17 protein-coding genes are annotated in these 20,415 nt (G+C 70.0%); 15 read left to right on the top strand and 2 right to left on the bottom strand.

The window, feature by feature from the left end; genetic code table 11:
- Positions 1–31 precede the first annotated feature (31 nt).
- Genes ACO2TI_RS17025 through trmB form a run of 8 tightly spaced genes read left to right on the top strand, consistent with a single transcriptional unit; the run spans position 32 to position 6,593 of the window.
- On the top strand, positions 32–1,696 hold the full coding sequence (locus ACO2TI_RS17025; protein WP_423286142.1) for a CTP synthase: 1,665 nt from the start codon (positions 32–34) through the stop codon (positions 1,694–1,696).
- 30 nt (positions 1,697–1,726) lie between these two features.
- Positions 1,727–2,584 (top strand): 3-deoxy-8-phosphooctulonate synthase, encoded by an 858-nt coding sequence (kdsA, locus tag ACO2TI_RS17020; protein WP_423286141.1) that lies wholly within the window; start codon positions 1,727–1,729, stop codon positions 2,582–2,584.
- A gap of 14 nt (positions 2,585–2,598) precedes the next feature.
- On the top strand, positions 2,599–2,904 hold the full coding sequence (locus tag ACO2TI_RS17015) for a DUF1330 domain-containing protein (RefSeq protein WP_423286140.1): 306 nt from the start codon (positions 2,599–2,601) through the stop codon (positions 2,902–2,904).
- Between the two features lie 31 nt (positions 2,905–2,935).
- Positions 2,936–4,219 carry a phosphopyruvate hydratase gene (gene eno / locus ACO2TI_RS17010; protein WP_423286139.1) on the top strand — a complete coding sequence of 428 codons (1,284 nt, stop codon included), beginning with the start codon at positions 2,936–2,938 and terminating at the stop codon, positions 4,217–4,219.
- Between the two features lie 33 nt (positions 4,220–4,252).
- The gene (gene ftsB, locus ACO2TI_RS17005; RefSeq protein WP_423286138.1) at positions 4,253–4,528 is read left to right on the top strand and encodes a cell division protein FtsB; all 276 of its coding nucleotides are present in this window, start codon (positions 4,253–4,255) and stop codon (positions 4,526–4,528) included.
- A gap of 58 nt (positions 4,529–4,586) precedes the next feature.
- Positions 4,587–5,216 (top strand): nicotinamide riboside transporter PnuC, encoded by a 630-nt coding sequence (gene pnuC, locus ACO2TI_RS17000; protein WP_423286137.1) that lies wholly within the window; start codon positions 4,587–4,589, stop codon positions 5,214–5,216.
- The gene (locus ACO2TI_RS16995) at positions 5,209–5,889 is read left to right on the top strand and encodes an AAA family ATPase (RefSeq protein WP_423286135.1); all 681 of its coding nucleotides are present in this window, start codon (positions 5,209–5,211) and stop codon (positions 5,887–5,889) included. Before pnuC ends, ACO2TI_RS16995 begins: the two co-directional genes overlap by 8 nt.
- Positions 5,886–6,593: a tRNA (guanosine(46)-N7)-methyltransferase TrmB gene (gene trmB, locus ACO2TI_RS16990; protein WP_423286134.1), complete on the top strand. Its 708-nt coding sequence runs from the start codon at positions 5,886–5,888 to the stop codon at positions 6,591–6,593. Before ACO2TI_RS16995 ends, trmB begins: the two co-directional genes overlap by 4 nt.
- Positions 6,594–6,608: 15 nt before the next feature.
- Here trmB and ACO2TI_RS16985 read toward each other — a convergent pair whose 3' ends face one another.
- Together ACO2TI_RS16985 and ACO2TI_RS16980 are read right to left on the bottom strand one after the other, a co-directional pair.
- The gene (locus ACO2TI_RS16985) at positions 6,609–6,947 is read right to left on the bottom strand and encodes a hypothetical protein (protein WP_423286133.1); all 339 of its coding nucleotides are present in this window, start codon (positions 6,945–6,947) and stop codon (positions 6,609–6,611) included.
- 88 nt (positions 6,948–7,035) lie between these two features.
- On the bottom strand, positions 7,036–7,893 hold the full coding sequence (locus tag ACO2TI_RS16980) for an undecaprenyl-diphosphate phosphatase (RefSeq protein ID WP_423286132.1): 858 nt from the start codon (positions 7,891–7,893) through the stop codon (positions 7,036–7,038).
- A gap of 196 nt (positions 7,894–8,089) precedes the next feature.
- Between ACO2TI_RS16980 and ACO2TI_RS16975 the strand changes: the two genes are divergently transcribed.
- From ACO2TI_RS16975 to ACO2TI_RS16945, 7 genes are all read left to right on the top strand, one after another.
- Positions 8,090–9,406 carry an MdtA/MuxA family multidrug efflux RND transporter periplasmic adaptor subunit gene (locus ACO2TI_RS16975; protein ID WP_423286131.1) on the top strand — a complete coding sequence of 439 codons (1,317 nt, stop codon included), beginning with the start codon at positions 8,090–8,092 and terminating at the stop codon, positions 9,404–9,406.
- A complete protein-coding gene (locus tag ACO2TI_RS16970; protein ID WP_423286130.1) occupies positions 9,403–12,588 on the top strand; it encodes an efflux RND transporter permease subunit in 3,186 nt (1,061 codons plus the stop codon). The genes ACO2TI_RS16975 and ACO2TI_RS16970 overlap by 4 nt, the downstream gene beginning before the upstream one ends.
- A 142-nt stretch (positions 12,589–12,730) precedes the next feature.
- The gene (locus ACO2TI_RS16965) at positions 12,731–15,856 is read left to right on the top strand and encodes a multidrug efflux RND transporter permease subunit (RefSeq protein ID WP_423286129.1); all 3,126 of its coding nucleotides are present in this window, start codon (positions 12,731–12,733) and stop codon (positions 15,854–15,856) included.
- A 6-nt stretch (positions 15,857–15,862) separates the two neighbouring features.
- Positions 15,863–17,275, top strand: a complete 1,413-nt coding sequence (locus ACO2TI_RS16960; protein ID WP_423286128.1) for an efflux transporter outer membrane subunit — start codon at positions 15,863–15,865, stop codon at positions 17,273–17,275.
- 64 nt (positions 17,276–17,339) lie between these two features.
- Entirely contained in the window at positions 17,340–18,026 is a 687-nt protein-coding gene (locus tag ACO2TI_RS16955) for a TetR/AcrR family transcriptional regulator (RefSeq protein ID WP_423286127.1), read from the top strand.
- 59 nt (positions 18,027–18,085) lie between these two features.
- Entirely contained in the window at positions 18,086–18,739 is a 654-nt protein-coding gene (locus ACO2TI_RS16950; RefSeq protein ID WP_423286125.1) for a protein-L-isoaspartate O-methyltransferase family protein, read from the top strand.
- Between the two features lie 154 nt (positions 18,740–18,893).
- The gene (locus tag ACO2TI_RS16945; protein ID WP_423286123.1) at positions 18,894–20,246 is read left to right on the top strand and encodes a TolC family outer membrane protein; all 1,353 of its coding nucleotides are present in this window, start codon (positions 18,894–18,896) and stop codon (positions 20,244–20,246) included.
- Positions 20,247–20,415 lie beyond the last annotated feature (169 nt).

The raw sequence follows: 20,415 nt of genomic DNA, 5'->3' as shown, positions 1-20,415 counted from the left end.
ATCCGTGCGCCGCCGGGACATGCGGCACGACATGACCAAGTTCGTCTTCGTCACCGGCGGTGTGGTGTCCTCGCTCGGCAAGGGCATCGCGTCGGCCTCGCTTGCGGCCATCCTCGAGTCGCGCGGCCTCAAAGTCACCCTCATCAAGCTCGATCCGTACCTCAACGTCGATCCGGGCACGATGTCGCCGTTCCAGCACGGCGAGGTGTTCGTCACCGACGACGGCGCCGAGACCGACTTGGACCTCGGCCACTACGAGCGCTTCATCACCACGCGGATGAAGAAGGCCAACAACTTCACCACCGGCCAGATCTACAAGTCGGTGCTCGAGAAGGAACGCCGCGGCGACTATCTCGGCAAGACGGTGCAGGTGATCCCGCACGTCACCAACGAGATCCAGGAGTTCGTCAAGCGCGGCGCCGGCTTCGGCTCGCCCGATGCCGTGGACGTGGCGATCGTCGAGATCGGCGGCACGGTGGGCGACATCGAATCGCTGCCCTTCCTCGAAGCCGTGCGCCAGATGAGCCTGAAGCTCGGGCCCAACAACACCGCCTTCGTGCACCTGACCTACGTGCCGTGGATCGCGGCCGCCGGCGAGCTCAAGACCAAGCCCACGCAGCACACGGTGCAGAAGATGCGCGAGATCGGCATCCAGCCCGATGCGCTGCTGTGCCGCGCCGACCGCGCGATTCCGGACGAGGAGCGCGAAAAGATTTCGCTCTTCACCAACGTGCCGCAGTGGGGCGTGATCTCGGTGTGGGACGCCGACACCATCTACAAGGTGCCGCGCATGCTGCACGAGCAAGGCCTCGACGGCCTGATCTGCGACAAGCTGCGCCTGTCCACGCCGCCGGCCAACCTCAAGCGCTGGGACGACCTGGTCCACGCGGTCGAGCATCCGAGCGCGCAGGTCTCGATCGCGATGGTCGGCAAGTACACCGACCTGTCCGACTCCTACAAGTCGCTCAACGAGGCGCTGCGCCACGCCGGCATCCACAACTCGGCGCGCGTGAAGATCGAGTACGTCGACTCCGAGTCGCTGACGCCGGCCAACATCGACCAGCTCGCGAACTTCGATGCGATCCTCGTGCCGGGCGGCTTCGGCAAGCGCGGCATCGAGGGCAAGATCCTCGCGGCGCGCTACGCCCGCGAGCACAAGCTGCCCTACCTCGGCATCTGCCTGGGCATGCAGGTCGCGACCATCGAGTACGCGCGCCACAAGGCCGGCCTCGAGAACGCCAACTCCACCGAGTTCGATCCCGAGACGCCGCATCCGGTGATCGCGCTGATCGACGAATGGCAGGACCGCGACGGCAGCATTCAAAAGCGCGACGCCAACTCCGACCTCGGCGGCACGATGCGCCTGGGCGCGCAAAGCTCCGACGTCAAGCCCGGCACGCTCGCGCACCAGATCTACGGCGACGTCGTGACCGAGCGCCACCGCCACCGCTACGAGGCCAACGAGCACTACCTGCAGCGCCTGCAGGACGCCGGCCTCGTGATCAGCGCGATCACGCAGCGCGAAAAACTCACCGAGATGGTCGAGCTGCCGCAAAGCGTGCACCCGTGGTTCGTGGGCGTGCAGTTCCACCCCGAGTTCAAGTCCACGCCGTGGGGCGGCCATCCGCTGTTCACCAACTACGTCAAGGCCGCGCTCGCCCACCAGGCGCAGGGCAAGGAAAAGGCCGCGGCCTGATCGGGCGCGGCATCAACGGAGTTCATTGACATGAAGCTGTGCGGATTCGACGTTGGCCTCGACAAGCCGTTCTTCCTCATCTCCGGCCCCTGCGTCGTCGAAAGCGAACAGCTGCAGATGGACGTGGCCGGCCGCCTGAAGGAGATCACCGGCAAGCTGGGCATCCCCTTCATCTTCAAGTCGAGCTACGACAAGGCCAACCGCTCGAGCGGCAAGTCCTTCCGCGGCCCGGGCATGGAGAAGGGCCTGGAAATCCTGGCCAAGGTGCGCAAGGAACTGAAGGTCCCGGTGCTGACCGACGTGCACACCGAAGCCGAGATCCCGACCGTGGCCGAGGTGGTCGACGTGCTGCAGACCCCCGCCTTCCTGTGCCGCCAGACCGACTTCATCCGCGCGGTCGCGCAATCGGGCAAGCCGGTCAACATCAAGAAGGGCCAGTTCCTCGCGCCGCACGACATGAAGAACGTGATCGACAAGGCGCGCGAGGCCGCTCGCGAGAAGGGCCTGCCCGACGACGTCTTCATGGCCTGCGAGCGCGGCGCGAGCTTCGGCTACAACAACCTGGTCTCCGACATGCGCAGCCTCGCGATCATGCGCGAGACCGGCGCGCCGGTCGTCTTCGACGCCACGCACAGCGTGCAGCTGCCGGGCGGCCAGGGCACCAGCTCGGGCGGCCAGCGCGAGTTCGTGCCGGTGCTCTCGCGCGCGGCGATCGCGGTCGGCGTGGCGGGCGTGTTCATGGAAACGCACCCCGACCCGGCCAAGGCGCTGTCCGACGGCCCGAATGCGGTGCCGCTCAAGCACATGGCCGCGCTGCTCGAGCAGCTGGTGAGCATCGACCGCGTCGTGAAGGCGCAGCCGCTGCTCGAGAACGATTTCGGCTGCTGAAACGGGGAACGGCCATGGCATTCGGCTACCTCATCGTCACGATGCACATCACCGACCCCGAGCGCTACAAGCAGTACATGGCGGAGGCGCCTGCGGCGGTGAAGGCGGCCGGCGGCGAGTACCTCGTGCGCGGCGGCAAGCAGGAAACCCTCGAAGGCGACTGGCAGCCGCACCGCGTCGCGATGCTGCGCTTTCCGAGCTACGAGCAGGCCAAGGCCTTCTACGACGGCGAGCACTACACGCGCGTTCGCAAGCTGCGCGAAGGCTGCACCGATTACTTCAACATGGTCCTGGTCGAGGGCGTTGCCGCCCCGGTCTGATTGATCTTCAAATCCCCCTGAAAGGAAACGCATGAGCGCGATCGTCGACATCGTCGGCCGAGAAATCCTGGACAGCCGCGGCAACCCCACCGTCGAGTGCGACGTGCTCCTGGAGTCCGGCGTGATGGGCCGCGCGGCCGTGCCCTCGGGCGCCTCGACCGGCTCGCGCGAGGCGATCGAGCTGCGCGACGGCGACAAGTCGCGCTACCTCGGCAAGGGCGTGATCAAGGCGGTCGAGCACGTCAACACCGAGATCAGCGAAGCGGTGCTGGGCCTCGACGCTTCGGAACAGGCCTTCCTCGACAAGACCCTGATCGACCTCGACGGCACCGAGAACAAGGGCCGCATCGGCGCCAACGCGATGCTGGCTGTCTCGATGGCCGTGGCGCGTGCCGCGGCGGAAGAGTCGGGCCTGCCGCTGTACCGCTACTTCGGCGGCATGGGCGCGGTGCAGATGCCGGTGCCGATGATGAACGTCATCAACGGCGGCGCGCACGCCAACAACAGCCTCGACCTGCAGGAGTTCATGATCCTGCCGGTGGGCGCGACGAGCTTTCGCGAGTCGGTGCGCTGGGGCGCCGAGGTGTTCCACGCATTGAAGAAGATCATCGATGCCAAGGGCATGAGCACGGCCGTCGGCGACGAAGGCGGCTTCGCGCCCAGCGTCGCGAGCCACGAAGCCGCGATCCAGCTGATCCTCGAGGCGATCGACAAGGCCGGCTACACGCCCGGCACGCAGATCGCGCTGGGCCTCGATTGCGCGGCCAGCGAGTTCTTCAAGGACGGCAAGTACCACCTCGAAGGCGAGGGCCTCACACTCTCCGCCCAGGAATGGACCAACGTGCTGGCCAGCTGGGCCGACAAGTACCCGATCGTGTCGATCGAAGACGGCATGGCCGAGGGCGACTGGGACGGCTGGAAGCACCTGACCGACGTTCTCGGCCAGAAGGTGCAGCTGGTGGGCGACGACCTCTTCGTCACCAACACCAAGATCCTGCAAGAGGGCATCGAGAAGCGCATCGCCAACTCGATCCTGATCAAGATCAACCAGATCGGCACGCTGACCGAGACTTTCGCGGCGATCGAGATGGCCAAGCGCGCGGGCTACACCGCGGTGATCTCGCACCGCTCGGGCGAGACGGAAGACTCCACGATCGCCGACATCGCGGTGGGCACCAACGCCGGCCAGATCAAGACCGGCTCGATGTCGCGCTCGGACCGCATCGCCAAGTACAACCAGCTGCTGCGCATCGAGGAAGACCTCGGCGACATCGCGGTCTACCCCGGCCGCGCGGCGTTCTACAACCTGCGTTGATCGCTCGCACCGTCAGCTGAAGCGCCGCCCGCGATGCGCATCGTCACCCTCGTGCTCGCGGTGCTGATCGCGCTCGTGCAGGCGGAGCTGTGGTTCGGCAAGGGCGGCATGCTGCGCGTGGCCGCGCTGCGCGGCCAGCTCGCCGAACAGCAGCACAAGAACGAGCAGGCGCAGGCCCGCAACGACCAGCTCGAGGCCGAGGTGCGCGATCTCAAGGAAGGGCTGGAGATGGTCGAGGAGAAGGCGCGCGCCGAGCTCGGCATGATCAAGCCGGACGAGATCTACGTGCAGGTTGCCCCCAGGCGCTGACGGCCGCCGGCGTCACGACACACCCAGGGGCCGCGCGGCCCCTTTTTCGCACTCCACGATGCTCGACACCCTTCTCGCCTGGCTCAACGCACCGGCTGGCAGCCTCGGCTCCCGCGCCGAGCTGATCGGCTCGCTGCTGGGCGTGTGGATGGTCGTCTGCAACATCCGCGTGAACCCGCTCGCCTGGCCGCTGGCGATCACCAGCTCGGCGCTCTACGGCCTGGTGTTCCACGCCGCCGGCCTGCACGGCAATGCCTGGCTGCAGGGGCTGTTCATCGTCGTCGCGTGCTGGGGCTGGTGGGAGTGGCTCAAGGGCCGCGAGTCGGACGGCCGCGCGCTGGCCGTGCGCACGCTGTCGGCGCGCGGGCGCGTGGTCGTCGTCGCGGCCTGGCTCGCGCTGACGCCGGCCATCGTGTGGCTGCTGCACGAGCACGCCACGCCGGCGGCCTGGGCCGACGGCTTCGTCAGCGCCGGCAGCGTGGTCGCCCAGTTCCTGCTGGCGCGCAAGCGGGTCGAGAACTGGGTCGTCTGGACCGCCGTCAATGCGGTCGGCGTCGTGCTCTTCGCGCAGCAGGGCCTGATGATGACCACGGGCCTGTACCTGCTCTTCCTCGTGATGGCCCTGCTGGGCTGGCGCGCCTGGGCGCAGCGCGCGCGCACGCCCCAAACGGCGGTCGCCCATGCCTGAGAACGCACGCGGTCGCATCGTCGCGCTGCTGGGCACCGAAAGCACCGGCAAGACCACGCTGAGCCATGCGCTGGCGCTGTCGCTGCGCGCGGCAGGCCACGACGCGGTGGTCGTCGCCGAGTACCTGCGCGAGTTCTGCGACCGCGCCGCACGCACGCCGACGCCCGACGAGCAGCGGCCCATCGCGCGCGAGCAGGCGCGCCGCATCGAGGCTGCCGCGGCGCGCCACGCGATCGTGCTGGCCGACACCACGCCGCTGATGACCGCGGTCTACAGCCAGTGGGTGTTTGCCGACACCGCCCTCTACGACGAGGCCTTGGCCTGGCAGCGCGCGCAGGTCGACTGCACGCTCGTGACCGGCCTCGATCTGCCCTGGCTGCCCGATGGCCTGCAGCGCGACGGCCCGCACGTGCGCGAGCCGATCGACGCGCTGCTGCGCGACGCCCTGGCACGCGCCGGCATCGCGCACGCGGTGGTCTACGGCGAGGACGAGGCGCGCACCCGCCACGCGCTCACGGCCGTGTGCGCCGCGCTGGGCCTGCCGCTGCCGGACGAGAACTTCGACGCGCGCAGCAGCGCCGACGGCGCGCCGTTCTCGCGCTGGCGCGCGCGCTGCAGCGAGTGCCTGCAACCCGATTGCGAACACCTGCGCGGCAGTGCCGCGCGGCGATGACGATGAACGACGCCCCGCCACAAGACGACCCCGACCGCCCTGCCCGCCGCATCCGCAGCTTCGTGCTGCGCGCCGGCCGCATGGGCACCGGCCAGGCGCGCGCACTCGCCGAGCTGGGCCCGCGCTTCGTGCTGCCCTATGCGCCGCAACCGCTCGATGCGCACGCCGCGTTCGGCCGCAGTGCGCCGCTGGTGGTCGAGATCGGCTTCGGCATGGGCCACGCCACGGCCGAGATCGCGAAGGCACGGCCCGAGTGCGATTTCCTGGGCATCGAGGTCCACACGCCCGGCGTGGGCGCCTTGCTCAAGCGCATCGGCGAAGAGCAGCTCGCGAACCTGCGCATCGTTCAGCACGACGCGGTCGAGGTGTTCGAGCACATGCTCGCGCCGGACTCGCTGGCCGGCGTGCACGTCTTCTTCCCCGACCCCTGGCACAAGAAGAAGCACCACAAGCGCCGGCTGATCCAGCCGGCCTTCGTCTCGCTGCTCGCCTCGCGCATCGCGCCGGGCGGCTACCTGCACTGCGCGACCGACTGGCAGGACTACGCCGAGCAGATGCTCGAGGTGCTGGGCGCCGAGCCGGCGCTCGTCAACACCGCCGAGGGCTACGCGCCGCGGCCGGACTACCGGCCGCTGACCAAGTTCGAGAACCGTGGGCTGAAGCTCGGCCACGGCGTCTGGGACCTGGTGTTCACCAAGCGCTGAAACCCCGCAAGCGAGTCAACGGGCCAAGCCGCTGCACGGATCGCGCCGCGCCTGTTCCGGCAGCGTGCGTCCTTGGGACTGCGCCCGCTCGCGCATCTCGCGGTGATGCTGGTCGTGGTACGTGCGGCAGTCCTCGTACGAGTGCATCGAGCGCATGCGCTCCTGGTGCGCCTGCCGCTCCTGGGGACTCATCATCGACCAGCCGGGCGTGAAGTCCGGGCCCCAGCGCCCGCCCATCATGCCGGGCCCTCGGCCCGGCGCGCTGGCCGCCGGCGCCGAAGCCGGTTGCGCCTGGGCGACACCCGCCGCCATCAGGCATGCCGCCATCGCGGCCATCCACCATTTCGATCCCATGGCTCGCTCCAACGTGATCCGTCGGGCCACGATAGGCGCGCCGCCGGGCCGGGCGCTTGATCGCGGTCAAGCGCGGCGGCGGCAGGGATCAGGCCGTCCAGGCCACCGCGCCGCTCCACGCCGTCAGCAGGACCACCGCCCCGAACGCGATCCGATACCACGCGAAGACCGTGAAGTCGTGCGTGGAGACGTAGCGGATCAGCCAGCGGATGCACAGCAGCGCGCTCGCGAACGCGAACACCAGCCCGACCGCGAACATCGGGGCGTCGCTCCAGCTCAGACCCGCGCGCTGCTTCCACACCGAATAGGCGCCGGCGCCCATCAGCGTCGGGATGCCGAGGTAGAAGCTGAACTCGGTGGCCGCCTTGCGCGAGAAGCCGAACAGCATCGCACCGATGATCGTCGCGCCCGAGCGGCTGGTGCCGGGGATCAGCGCCAGGCACTGGACCAGGCCCACCTTCAACGCGTCGAGCGAGTTCATGTCATCGACAGTCTCGACGCGCGCGCGCCGCGTGCCCTCGAGGTCGCGCTCGCCGAAATGCCGGTGGTGACGCCGTTCGACCCACAGGATGACGAGGCCGCCGACCACGAAGGCCATCGCCACCGGCACCGGCTTGAACAAGTGCGCCTTCACCAGCCCGCCGAACGCCAGTCCCAGCACGACCGCCGGGAGGAAGGCGATCAGCACGTTGCGCGCGAAGCGCTGCGCCACCGCGTCGTGGCCGAGACCGGCGACCGTGCCCCACAGCTTGCGGCGGTACTCCCAGATCACCGCGGCCATCGCGCCGGTCTGGATCGCGATCTCGAAGACCTTGATCGTGTCGCCGGAAAGGCCGAGCAGCGAGCCGGTGAGGATCAGGTGGCCGGTGCTGGAGATCGGCAGGAACTCGGTCAGCCCCTCGACCACGCCCATCACGGCGGCCTTGATCCACAGCATCCAATCCAAGCTCGGCTCCTCGGGCGCCCGGCGGTCCGGTCGCAAAGCGCGCGATCTTAGATGACCGCCTTCGCGCTTCCAGCTGACACCAGGGCACTGGCTCCAGGGAGCCGGCAGCAACTTTACAAAGCGGCAACCCCGCGGGGCGGCGCCGCAACGAAGCGCGTCCACAATCCGCGCGCAAAGCGAACCCACCGCCGCCTTCATGAGCATCGAGCCCGACGCCTCCACCCTCTTTGCCGGCCGCCAGCGCCGCTGGATCGCCATCGCGGTCGTGCTGATCGCCATCGCCGCGGCGTTCTGGTTCTGGCGCGGCCGCGGCGGCGCCGATGAGGCGGCCAGCACACCGGGCACGAGCGCGGGCGCCCAGGGCGGCCCCGGCGGCGGCCGGCGCTTCTTCGACCCCAACCGCGCGATGCCGGTGATCGCCGCGACGGCGCGCGTCGCGCCGCTGGACGTGCGCATCAGCGCGCTGGGCACGGTGACGCCGCGCAACACCGTCACCGTGCACCCGCGCGTCGATGGTCAGCTCGCGCGCGTGCTGTTTCGCGAGGGGCAGATCGTCAAGGCCGGCGACGTGCTGGCCGAGATCGACCCGCGGCCGTTCCAGACCACGCTCGCCAACGCCGAGGGCCAGCTCGCGCGCGACCTCGCGCAGCTGCAAAACGCCGAGGGCGATCTCGCGCGCTACCGTAGCCTGCTCGCTCAGGACTCGATCGCGCGCCAGCAGGTCGACAACCAGGAGGCCCTGGTGCGCCAGTACCAGGGCACGGTCGCGGCCGACCGCGCCACCGTGGCGGACGCCCGGCTGCAGCTCGGCTACACGCGCGTGCTCGCGCCGATCGGCGGGCGCGTCGGCCTGCGCCAGGTCGACGCGGGCAACCTGGTGCGCGGCTCGGACACCACCGGCCTGGTCGTGATCACCGAAGTGCAACCGATCAGCGTGGTGTTCCCGATCGCGCAGGACCACCTGCCGGCCGTGCTCAAGCGGCTGAACGCTGGGGCGAAGCTGGCCGTCGAGGCCTGGGACCGCGAAGGCCGCATCAAGCTCGGCAGCGGCATGCTGCTGACGGTGGACAACCAGATCGATGTCGCGACCGGCACCGTCAAGCTCAAGGCCGAGTTCCCCAACACCGATGGCGCGCTGTTCCCCAACCAGTTCGTCAACGTCAAGCTGCTCGTCGACACGCTGACCGACGCGATCCAGATCCCCAGCGCCGGCGTGCAGCGCGGCGCGCCGGGCACCTTTGCCTACGTGGTCAAGCAAGACAGCACGGTCACGATGCGTCCGCTCAAGCTCGGCCAGGCCGACGGCGACCGCGTCGCGGTCGTCGAAGGCCTGCAGGCCGGCGAGCGCGTCGTGATCGACGGCGCCGACCGGCTGCGCGACGGCGCGAAGGTCGAGGTGATCGACCGCCGGGCGAGCGCCGTGGCCGCCGCCGCCAGCATGCCGGGCGGCGCCGCGAGTGCGCCGCCCGGCGAACGCCGCCGCCGCGCCGGGTCGGACGCGCAAGGCCAATGAATCCTTCGCGCCTCTTCATCGAGCGGCCGGTCGCGACCGTGCTGCTGATGCTGGCGATCATGCTGTCGGGCCTGGTCGCCTACCGGCAGCTGCCGCAGTCGGCGCTGCCGCAGGTGGACTACCCGACCATCCAGGTCAGCACCTTCTATCCCGGCGCGAGTCCCGACGTGATGACCTCGTCGGTCACCGCGCCGCTGGAGCGGCAGTTCGGCCAGATGCCGGGCCTGGACCAGATGTGGTCGGCCAGCTCGGGCGGCGCCTCGGTGATCACGCTGCGCTTCGGCCTGGAGGTCTCGCTCGACGTCGCCGAGCAGGAGGTGCAGGCGGCCATCAACGCCGGCGCCAACCTGCTGCCCAGCGACCTGCCCTCGCCGCCGGTCTACAGCAAGGTCAATCCGGCCGACGCGCCGATCCTGACCATCGCCTTGACCTCGAAGGTGTTGCCGCTGACCGAGGTGCAGGATCTCGCCGACACGCGCCTGGCGCAGAAGATCTCGCAACTGCCGGGCGTGGGCCTGGTCACGCTGTCGGGCGGACAGAAGCCGGCCGTGCGCGTGCAGGTCAACCCGCGCGCGGCCGCGGCGCTGGGCCTGTCGATCGACAACATCCGCACCGCCATCGCGGCGCAGAACGTCAACCAGGCCAAGGGCAGCTTCGACGGGCCGCTGCGCGCGTCCACCATCGACGCCAACGACCAGCTGCGCTCGCCCGAGGAGTACCGGCAGCTCGTCGTCGCCTACAAGAACGGCGCGCCGATCCGCCTGTCGGACGTCGCCTCGGTGGTCGACGACGCCGAGAACGTCAAGCTCGCCGCCTGGGCCAACGACGCGCCGGGCATCGTGATCAACATCCAGCGCCAGCCCGGCGCCAACGTGATTCAGACGGTCGACCGCATCAAGGCGCTGCTGCCACAGTTGCAGGCCGCGCTGCCGGCCAGCGTCGACGTGGTCGTGCTGACCGACCGCACCACGACCATCCGCGCCTCGGTGCGCGACGTGCAGATCGAACTGCTGTTCGCGGTATGCCTGGTCGTCGCGGTGATCTACGTCTTCCTGCACAGCGTGCCGGCGACGATCATCCCCAGCGTCGCGGTCCCGCTGTCGCTGGTCGGCACCTTCGGCGTGATGCATCTCGCCGGCTTCAGCATCAACAACCTCACGCTGATGGCGCTGACCATCGCGACCGGCTTCGTCGTCGACGACGCGATCGTGATGATCGAAAACATCAGCCGGCACCTGGAGGGGCCGGCTTATGTTTCGGTGAAGGGTCATGTCGGCGAAGCCGACGTGAGCCGGAGCCAAAACATCAGCCGCTACATCGAGCATGGCGACGAGGACGGTCGGCCGATGACGGTGATGCAGGCCGCGCTCAAGGGCTCGGGCCAGATCGGCTTCACCATCATCTCGCTGACGGTCTCGCTGATCGCGGTGCTCATTCCGCTGCTGTTCATGGGCGACGTGGTCGGGCGGCTGTTCCGCGAGTTCGCGATCACGCTGGCGGTCGCGATCCTGATCTCGGCGGTGGTCTCGCTGTCGCTGACGCCGATGATGTGCGCGCGCCTGCTGCACCACGCCCCCGAAGGCGAGCAGCGCGGCTTCGCGCGCTGGTCGGCGCGCCAGTTCGACGCGCTGATCGCGCGCTACGACGTCGCGCTGCGCTGGGTGCTGCGGCACCAGTCGCTGACCCTCGTGGTCGCCGTCGGCACGCTGGCGCTGACCGCGCTGCTGTACGTCGTCGTGCCCAAGGGCTTCTTCCCGCTGCAGGACACCGGCACGATCCAGGTCATCACCGAGGCCCCGCAGTCGGTCTCGTTCGCGTCGATGGCCGAGCGACAGCAGGCGATGGCGCGGGTGCTGCTCGAAGACCCCGCGGTGCAAAGCCTGTCGTCCTTCATCGGCGTGGACGGCAGCAACGCCACGCTCAATGCGGGGCGCATGCTGGTCAACCTCAAGCCGCTGGACGAGCGCGATCGCCTGGGCGACGTGCTGGCGCGCCTGCAGCAGCGCGCGGCCCAGTTGCCGGGCATGCAGGTCTTCCTGCAGCCGGTGCAGGACCTCACGATCGAAGACCGCGTGAGCCGCACGCAGTACCAGTTCACGCTGGACTCCTCCAACCCCGCCGACCTCGGCACCTGGGTGCCGAAGCTGGTCGACAGGCTGCGCGAACTGCCGCAACTCGCCGACGTGGCCAGCGACCTCCAGAACCAGGGCCTGCAGGCCTTCGTGCAGATCGACCGCGACACCGCCTCTCGGCTGGGCATCACCGTCGCGCAGATCGACAACGCGCTTTACAACGCCTTCGGCCAGCGCCTCGTCTCGACGATCTTCACGCAGGCCAGCCAGTACCGCGTCGTGCTCGAGGTCGCGCCCGAGTTCCAGCGCGGCCTCGCCGCGCTCGACCAGCTCTACCTGCCGGCCGCCGACGGCTCGCAGGTGCCGTTGTCGACCGTTGCGCGCGTGATCGAGAAGCCCACCGACCTGGTGATCAACCACCTCGAACAGTTCCCCGCCACCACGGTGTCGTTCAACCTCGCCAAGGGCGCCTCGCTCGGCGACGCGGTCGAGGCGATCGAACAGGCCGAGCGAGAGATCGGCCTGCCGGCCTCGATGCGCACCGAGTTCCAGGGCGCGACGCTGGCATTTCGCGGCTCGCTGGGCAACCAGCTGTGGCTGATCCTCGCGGCGGTGGTGACGATGTACATCGTGCTGGGCGTGCTCTACGAGAGTTTCGTGCACCCGGTGACGATTCTCTCCACGCTGCCGTCGGCCGCGATCGGCGCGCTGCTCGCGCTCCTGCTCACCGGCAACGAGATCGACGTGATCTCGATCATCGGCATCATCTTGCTGATCGGCATCGTCAAGAAGAACGCGATCATGATGATCGACTTCGCGCTCGATGCCGAGCGCAAGCAAGGCCGCTCGCCCGAAGAGGCCATCCACCAGGCCTGTCTGCTGCGCTTTCGCCCCATCCTGATGACGACGATGGCGGCTTTGCTCGGCGCGCTGCCGCTGATGCTGGGCACCGGCGTCGGATCCGAGCTGCGCCATCCGCTGGGCTTCACGATGGTCGGCGGCCTGATCGTGAGCCAGGTGCTGACGCTGTTCACGACGCCGGTGATCTACCTCGCGTTCGACCGCACCGCGCGGCGCTTCAGGCGCTGGCGCGAGAACGCGGCGCATTGACGGTCATGCAAAGCCGCCGAGTGCATCGCATCGCACTCCCTCTCCCGCGGGCGGGAGAGGGCCGGGGTGAGGGCCTGGCCCAGCCCCTCACCCTTGCCCTCTCCCCGCAAGCGGGGCGAGGGAGCCAACCGGCCGGCGCACGATGAACATCAGCGCCCCGTTCATCGCCCGGCCGGTCGCGACGACGCTGCTGACGATCGCGATCCTGCTCGCTGGCGCGGTGGCGTTCCGGATGCTGCCGGTCGCGCCGCTGCCGCAGGTGGACTTTCCGACCATCTCGGTTTCGGCCAGCCTGCCCGGCGCGAGCCCGGAGACCATGGCCGCCACGGTCGCCACGCCGCTCGAGCGCGCGTTGGGCAAGATCGCCGGCGTCACCGAGATGACCTCGTCGAGCTCGCAGGGCTCGACGCGCGTGACGCTGCAGTTCGACCTCGACCGCGACATCAACGGCGCCGCGCGCGACGTGCAGGCCGCGATCAACGCCGCGCGCAGCCTGCTGCCGTCGAGCCTGCCGAACAACCCGACCTACCGCAAGGTGAACCCGGCCGACGCGCCGGTGATGATCATCTCGCTGAGTTCGCAGACGCTGACGCGCGGCCAGATGTACGACGCGGCGTCGACCGTGCTCGCGCAGCGCATCGCCCAGGTCTCGGGCGTGGGCAACGTCAACGTCGGCGGCGGCGCGTTGCCTGCCGTGCGCGTCGAGCTCAACCTGCCGGCACTCAACCAGGCCGGCATCGCGCTGTCGGACGTGCGCACCGCGCTCACCGCGACCAATGCCAACCGGCCCAAGGGCGCGATCGAGGACGGCGAGCGCCGCTGGCAGATCGGCGCCAACGACCAGGCCAAGAAGGCGAGCGACTACCTGCCGCTGGTGATCAGCTACAAGAACGGCGCCGCGGTGCGCCTGGGCGACGTCGCCGAAGTGGTCGACTCGGTACAGGACGTGCGCAACCTCGGCCTCACCAACGGCAAGCCGGGCGTGCAGCTGTTCGTGTTCCGCCAGCCGGGCGCCAACATCATCGAGACGGTCGAGCGCGTGAAGGCGCTGCTGCCGCAGCTGGCGGCCTCGATCCCGAGCGCCATCGACATGCGCGTGACGATGGAGCGCACCACCACCATCCGCGCCTCGCTGCGCGAGGTCGAGCGCGCGCTGGCGATCTCGGTCGGCCTGGTGATCGCGGTGGTGTTCGTCTTCCTGCGCGACTGGCGCGCGACGCTGATTCCCGCAGTGGCCGTGCCGGTCTCGCTGGTCGGCACCTTTGCCGCGATGTACCTGCTCGGCTACAGCCTGGACAACCTGTCGCTGATGGCGCTGACCGTGGCCACCGGCTTCGTGGTCGACGACGCGATCGTCGTGCTGGAGAACATCAGCCGCCACATCGAGGAAGGCATGGCGCCGCGCGAGGCCGCGCTGCGCGGCGCGCGCGAGGTGGGCTTCACGGTGCTGTCGATGAGCCTGTCGCTGATCGCGGTGTTCATACCGATCCTCGCGATGGGCGGCATCGTCGGGCGCTACTTCCGCGAGTTCGCGATGACGCTGTCGGTCTCGATCCTGATCTCGCTCGTCGTCTCGCTGACCACCACGCCGATGATGTGCTCGCGGCTGCTCAAGGCGCGCGCGGCGAAGCCGGCGAACGAGAGGCCGCGCGCGTGGAGCCGCGTCGGCGCGACGGTCGAGCGCGGCTTCGCGGCGCTGCAGCGCGGCTACGCGCGCAGCCTCGACTGGGCGCTGCGCCACACGCGCACGATGCTGGCGGTGTTCTTCGCCACCGTCGCGGCCAGCGTGTGGCTCTACGTGATCGTGCCCAAGGGCTTCTTCCCCGAGCAGGACGTCGGGCTGCTGGTCGGCGGCATCCAGGGCGACCAGAGCATCTCGTTCCAGGCCATGAGCGGCAAGCTGCAGCAGTTCGTCGACATCGTGCGCGAGGATCCGGCGGTCGCCAACGTCACCGCCTACACCGGCGGCGGGCAACGCAACGGCGGCAACATGTTCGTCACGCTCAAGCCGCTGGCCGAGCGAAAGATCTCGGCGCAGCAGGTGATGGCACGGTTGCGTCCCAAGCTGGCCAAGGTGGCGGGCGCCAACCTCTTTCTCGCGCCGGCGCAGGACATTCGCATCGGTGGCCGCCAGGGCAATGCGGGCTACCAGTACACGCTCCAGTCCGACAACCTCGCGCTGCTGCGCGAGTGGGAGCCGAAGATCCGCCAGGCGCTCTCGTCGCTGCCCGAACTCACCGACGTCAACACGGACGCGCAGGACAAGGGCCTGCAGACCACGCTCACGGTCGACCGCGACGCGCTCGGCCGCCTGGGCCTGACGATGCAGCAGGTCGACACCGCCTTGGGCAACGCCTTCGGCCAGAGCCAGGTCTCGACGATCTACGAGGCGCTCAACCAGTACAAGGTCGTGATGGAGGCCGCGCCACAGTACTGGCAGCGCCCCGAGTCGCTCAACGACATCTACCTGATCAACAGCGCCGGTGCGCAGGTGCCGCTGGCCGCGGTGGCGCGCTGGGCGCCGACCAACACCGCGTTGTCGGTCAACCACCAGGGCCAGTTCGCGGCCTCGACGGTCTCGTTCAACCTCGCGCAAGGCGTCTCGCTGAGCGACGCGACGCGCGCGATCGACGACGCAATGGCACGCGCCGGCGTGCCGGTCGACGTGCGCGGCAGCTTCCAGGGCACGGCACAGGCCTTCCAGCAGTCGTTGGCGAGCCAGCCGGTGCTGATCGTCACCGCGCTGCTGGCGATCTACATCGTGCTGGGCATCCTCTACGAGAGCGCGGTGCACCCCATCACCATCCTCTCGACCCTGCCCTCGGCCGGCGTCGGCGCGCTGCTCGCGCTGATGCTGTTCAAGACCGACTTCAGCGTCATCGCGCTGATCGGCGTGATCCTTTTGATCGGCATCGTCAAGAAGAACGCGATCATGATGATCGACTTCGCGATCGACGCCGAGCGCCGCGAAGGGCTCGACCCGCACAGTGCGATCCGCACCGCCTGCCTGCTGCGCCTGCGCCCGATCCTGATGACCACGGTCGCGGCGATGCTGGGTGCGCTGCCGCTGGCGCTGGGCACCGGTGACGGCGCCGAGCTGCGCCAGCCGCTGGGCATCGCGGTGGTCGGCGGCCTGATGGTCAGCCAGCTGCTCACGCTCTACACGACGCCGGTCGTCTACCTCGCGCTCGATCGCCTGCGGCTGCGCTGGCGCGCGTGGCGCGACCGCCGTGCGCGCCCCGCCCTGCCCGAACAGACTCCTGCCTGAAGCACGATGAGCCTTCGCCATCCTCCTTGCGCCCTCATGGCCTTCGTGGCCGCGCTGGCCATGGCCGGCTGCGCCCTCGGCCCCGACTACCGGCGGCCCGACACCGTCGATGCCACCCGCTTCAAGGAAGCCCCACCCGGCTGGCAGACGGCACGCCCTGCCGACGAGCTGCCGCGCGGCCCGTGGTGGAAATCGCTCGGCGATGCCGAGCTCGACGGCCTCATCGACCAGCTGCACGCCGCCAACCAGGACCTGCGTGCCGCCGAGGCCGCCTGGCGCCAGGCCAGCGCGCTCGGTCGCCAGGCGCGCGCCCAGCTGTGGCCGGTGGTCGGCGCCGGCGCGTCGAGCACGCGCGCGCGTTCGAACGGCAGCACGGCGACCACCAACGCGGTCAGCGGCACGCTCGACTGGGAGCTCGACCTGTGGGGCGGCATCCGCCGTGGCGTCGAGGCCGGCGAGGCCGGCGCGCAGGCCAGCCAGGCCACGCTCGCGTCGACGCGGCTGAGCCTGGAGGCCGAGCTCGCGACCAACTACTTCGCGCTGCGCATCGCCGACGCGCAGCGTGCGATCTACGCCGAGACCATCGCCGCCTACGAACGCTCGCTGCAGCTCACGCGCAACCGCTACGCCGCCGGCGTGATCACGCGCGCCGACGTCAGCGCCACCGAGACGCAGCTGCTGTCGACGCAGGCCGCGGCGATCGACGTCGGCGTCACGCGCGCCCAGCTCGAACACGCGATCGCGCTGCTGGTCGGCCGCGCGCCGGCCGACTTCAGCCTGCCGCCACGCGCCGAGGCGCTGGCCGCGCCGGGCGCGCCGCCGACGCTGGCCGCCAGCCTGCTCGAGCGGCGCCCCGACATCGCCGCGGCCGAGCGCCGCGTCGCGCAGGCCAATGCGCAGATCGGCGTCGCGCAGGCGGCCTTCTTCCCCACGCTGTCGATCGGCGCGAGCGGCGGCTGGCGCGGCCTCGGCGCGAGCGACCTGTTCACCGCGCCCAACCGCGTGTGGTCGCTGGGCGCCGCGCTCGCCGCGACGCTCTTCGACGGCGGCCAGCGCAGCGCCGCCAAGGACGCGGCGGTCGCCGCCTACGACCAGCAGGTCGCGGCCTACCGCCAGACCGTGCTCACCGCGCTCGGCGAGGTCGAGGACAACCTGGTCGCGCTGCGCCTGCTGGCCGAAGAGGCCGAGGTCCAGGGCCGCGCGGTGGCCGCCGCCCAGGACACGCTGGCCCTGGTAACCAACCAGTACAAGGCCGGCACCGCGAGCTACCTGGAGGTGATCTCGGCCCAGACCGCCGAGCTCAACACTCGCCGCTCCGCGCTCGACATCACCGGCCGGCGCTATGCCGCCAGCGTGGCACTGATCCGCGCGCTGGGCGGCGGCTGGGAGGCCTCGGCGCTCGCCGAAGCGCCGCGTTGAAAGCCGCCGTGGTTTGACCGCCCGCCGCCGCTGCGGGTACATTAATGACCAATCAGTCATTAACATGTCCCGCGCCGATTCCTCCCCCGATGCCGCCGCGGCGCCCACGCCGGCGCGCCAGCGCCGCAAGGCCGCGCGTCCGCAGGAGCTGCTCGACGCCGCGCTCGAGCTCTTCGTCGAGAAGGGCTTCGCGGCCACGCGCACCGAGGAAGTGGCGGCACGCGCCGGCGTCTCCAAGGGCACGCTCTACCTCTACTACCCGAGCAAGGAAGACCTGCTCAAGGCCGTCATCCTGCGCAACATCTCCGGCGAGATCGCCGAGGGCATGGACATCGTGCGCGGCTGGAGCGAGGGCACGCCCGAACTGCTGGCCTTCGTGCTGCACGAGTGGTGGCGCCGCTTCGGCGAAACGCGCGCCTCGGGCATCTGCAAGCTGATGATGTCGGAGGCGCGCAACTTCCCCGAGATCGCGAGCTTCTTCGCCGACGAGGTGATCAAGCCGATGCACGGGCTGCTGCGCACGGTGATCGAGCGCGGCGTCGAGCGCGGCGAGTTCCGTGCGGTGCCCATGCCGCAGACCGTGCAGCTGCTGACCGCGCCGATGCTCTACCTCGTGATGAACAAGCACTCGTTCGGCGCCTGCGAGGGCGTGGACCTGGGCATCGATCCGCGTCGGGTCATCGACGCCCACGTCGAGCTGACGATGCAGGGCATGCTGCCGCGGCCCGCAACTGCCGGACCGCGCCCCTGACCTGACCGCCACCTAGAATCCGCGGCCGTTCCTGCCCTCGCTCATCGCAAAGTCCCGCCATGAACATTGAACAAGCCCGCTTCAACATGATCGAGCAGCAGATCCGGCCGTGGGACGTGCTGGACAGCTCGGTGCTCTCGCTGCTGGCCGTCGTGCGCCGCGAGGAGTTCGTGCCGCCCGCGCACCGCGCGCTGGCCTTCATGGATCTCGAGGTGCCGCTGCCCGAGGGCCAGTGCATGCTCGCGCCCAAGGTCGAGGCGCGGCTGCTGCAGGAGCTGCAGGTGCACAAGCACGAGCGCGTGCTCGAGATCGGCGCCGGCTCGGGCCATATGGCCGCGCTGCTCGCGCACAAGGCGCAGCACGTTGTCTCGCTGGAGATCCGCCCGGCGCTGGCCGAGCTGGCGAGCGCCAACCTGCGCCGCGCCGCGGTGCTCAACGCCGAGGTGCGCTGCGCCGACGGTGCCCTGGGCCTGCCCGGCGAGGCGCCGTTCGACGTGATCCTGCTGTCCGGCTCGGTGGCCGCGGTGCCGCGTGCGCTGCTGGAGCAGCTGCGCGTGGGCGGCCGGCTCGCGGCCATCGTCGGCAACGAGCCGGTGATGCGGGCCATGCGCATCACGCGCACGGCCGAGGACGCCTGGCAGCGCGTCGAGCTGTTCGACACCGTCGCGCAGCGGCTCGACGGCTTCGGCGAGCCGTCGAAGTTCCGCTTCTGAGTGCGGTGCGAGGCGTCGCCGTTCATGCCCCGGATTCGACGGAACGCGCCGCGCCGGCCGCGGGCCGTCGCAGCGCGCGTGACGGCAGCTTGTGCGGCCGCTACAAACGCCGCGCCGTTCGAACACCCGATCTGAAGAAGACGAAGGAAGCCTCATGCCGTTGCTCTCCCTGACGTTGCGCCTCCCGCTGGCCCGTTGCGCATGGGTCGTCGGCCTGGCCGTCGCCAGCTTCGCCGCGCACTCGCAAAGCCTTCAGGCCCTGTACGAGGCCGCGCGCGCCTACGACGCGACCTACCTCGCCGCGCGCTCGCAGGCCGAGTCGGCGCAGTACCGCCGCGACCAGGCCTATGCGCTGCGCCGCCCGTCGGTCGGCCTGACGGCGGGCGCCTCGCGCGTGGGCACCGACTTGCCGCGCGTCGGCGAGAACGGCTATGCCACGCAGCTCGAAGCCGCGGTGAGCGCGCGCCAGCCGCTCTACAACCGCAGCAACAGCGCGACGATCGACCAGGCCGAGCGCGGCTACGACGTCGCGATGGCCGACCTCGAGAACGCCGAGCAGGACCTGATCGTGCGGCTCACGCAGGCCTACTTCGACGTGCTTTCGGCACAAGACACGCTGGGCACCGCGCGCGCCAACAAGACCGCGATCGCCGAGCAGCTCGCCTCGGCCAAGCGCAACTTCGAGGTCGGCACCGCCACCATCACCGACACGCGCGAAGCGCAGGCGCGCTTCGACCTCGCCACCGCGCAGGAGATCGCGGCCGACAACGACCTGCGCACCAAGCGCATCGCGCTGGACCTGCTGGTCGGTCGCAGCAACGTGACGCCGCAGCCGCTCGCGGTGCCGGTGCAGATGCCGCAGCTCGCACCGACCAACGTCGACGACTGGGTGCAGTTCGCCAGCGTCTCGCCCAACGTGCGCAAGGCCCAGCTCGCCTACGACGTCGCCAAGCTCGAGACCGAGAAGGCGCGCGCCGGCCACCTGCCGACGGTGGACCTCGTGGGCAGCTACGGCAAGCAGAACAACGACAGCCTGGTCGGTGCGCCGGCCGGCACGCTGTTCATCCCCGGCACCACCACGCAGGCCAGCATCGGCGTGCAGATGAACCTGCCGCTGTACGCCGGTCACTCGGTGCAAAACCGCATCAAGGAAACCCTGGCGCTCGAGGAGAAGTCGCGCAACGACCTCGACGCCGCGCGCCGCATCGTCACGCAGTCGACGCGCCAGGCCTTCCTGGGCGTGCAGTCGGGCGAGGCTTCGGTGCGCGCGCTCGAAGCCGCCGAGGCCTCGAGCAAGCTCGCGCTCGAGGCCACGCAGCTCGGCTACAAGGTCGGCGTGCGCGTCAACCTCGACGTGCTCAACGCCCAGACCCAGCTCTACACGACGCAGCGCGACCTCGCGCGCGCGCGCTACGACCTGATCCTCACCAACCTGCGTCTGCGCCAGGCGGCCGGCACGCTGAAGCCCGAGGACGTGAGCTCGGTCAACCGCCTGCTGACACCGTAAACAGAGCCCCCACGCTCACGGGCGTTCGCTGCCCCCCGAGGGGGCCCTCGGCCGCTTGGGAGCGGCCCTGCGCTGGCCTCGTCGCCCCCCCGCTCACGGGCGTTCGCTGCCCCCCGAGGGGGCCCTCGGCCGCTTGGGAGCGGCCCTGCGCTGGCCTCGTCGCGCTGAT

Source organism: Caldimonas sp. KR1-144, assembly GCF_049446155.1.
Classification (GTDB): domain Bacteria; phylum Pseudomonadota; class Gammaproteobacteria; order Burkholderiales; family Burkholderiaceae_C; genus Rivibacter.
Note: the sequence above shows the minus strand (reverse complement) of the source record. Positions and strands in the feature narration are given on the sequence as shown.

Coding starts and splice junctions, on each gene's coding strand:
- ACO2TI_RS16995 (WP_423286135.1), top strand. CDS start 5,209: ATGCCTGAGAACGCACGCGGTCGCATCGTCGCGCTGCTGGGCACCGAA.
- kdsA (WP_423286141.1), top strand. CDS start 1,727: ATGAAGCTGTGCGGATTCGACGTTGGCCTCGACAAGCCGTTCTTCCTC.
- ACO2TI_RS17025 (WP_423286142.1), top strand. CDS start 32: ATGACCAAGTTCGTCTTCGTCACCGGCGGTGTGGTGTCCTCGCTCGGC.
- pnuC (WP_423286137.1), top strand. CDS start 4,587: ATGCTCGACACCCTTCTCGCCTGGCTCAACGCACCGGCTGGCAGCCTC.
- ACO2TI_RS16975 (WP_423286131.1), top strand. CDS start 8,090: ATGAGCATCGAGCCCGACGCCTCCACCCTCTTTGCCGGCCGCCAGCGC.
- ACO2TI_RS17015 (WP_423286140.1), top strand. CDS start 2,599: ATGGCATTCGGCTACCTCATCGTCACGATGCACATCACCGACCCCGAG.
- trmB (WP_423286134.1), top strand. CDS start 5,886: ATGACGATGAACGACGCCCCGCCACAAGACGACCCCGACCGCCCTGCC.
- ACO2TI_RS16945 (WP_423286123.1), top strand. CDS start 18,894: ATGCCGTTGCTCTCCCTGACGTTGCGCCTCCCGCTGGCCCGTTGCGCA.
- ACO2TI_RS16955 (WP_423286127.1), top strand. CDS start 17,340: ATGTCCCGCGCCGATTCCTCCCCCGATGCCGCCGCGGCGCCCACGCCG.
- ACO2TI_RS16950 (WP_423286125.1), top strand. CDS start 18,086: ATGAACATTGAACAAGCCCGCTTCAACATGATCGAGCAGCAGATCCGG.
- ACO2TI_RS16965 (WP_423286129.1), top strand. CDS start 12,731: ATGAACATCAGCGCCCCGTTCATCGCCCGGCCGGTCGCGACGACGCTG.
- ACO2TI_RS16970 (WP_423286130.1), top strand. CDS start 9,403: ATGAATCCTTCGCGCCTCTTCATCGAGCGGCCGGTCGCGACCGTGCTG.
- ACO2TI_RS16960 (WP_423286128.1), top strand. CDS start 15,863: ATGAGCCTTCGCCATCCTCCTTGCGCCCTCATGGCCTTCGTGGCCGCG.
- ftsB (WP_423286138.1), top strand. CDS start 4,253: ATGCGCATCGTCACCCTCGTGCTCGCGGTGCTGATCGCGCTCGTGCAG.
- eno (WP_423286139.1), top strand. CDS start 2,936: ATGAGCGCGATCGTCGACATCGTCGGCCGAGAAATCCTGGACAGCCGC.
- ACO2TI_RS16985 (WP_423286133.1), bottom strand. CDS start 6,947: ATGGGATCGAAATGGTGGATGGCCGCGATGGCGGCATGCCTGATGGCG.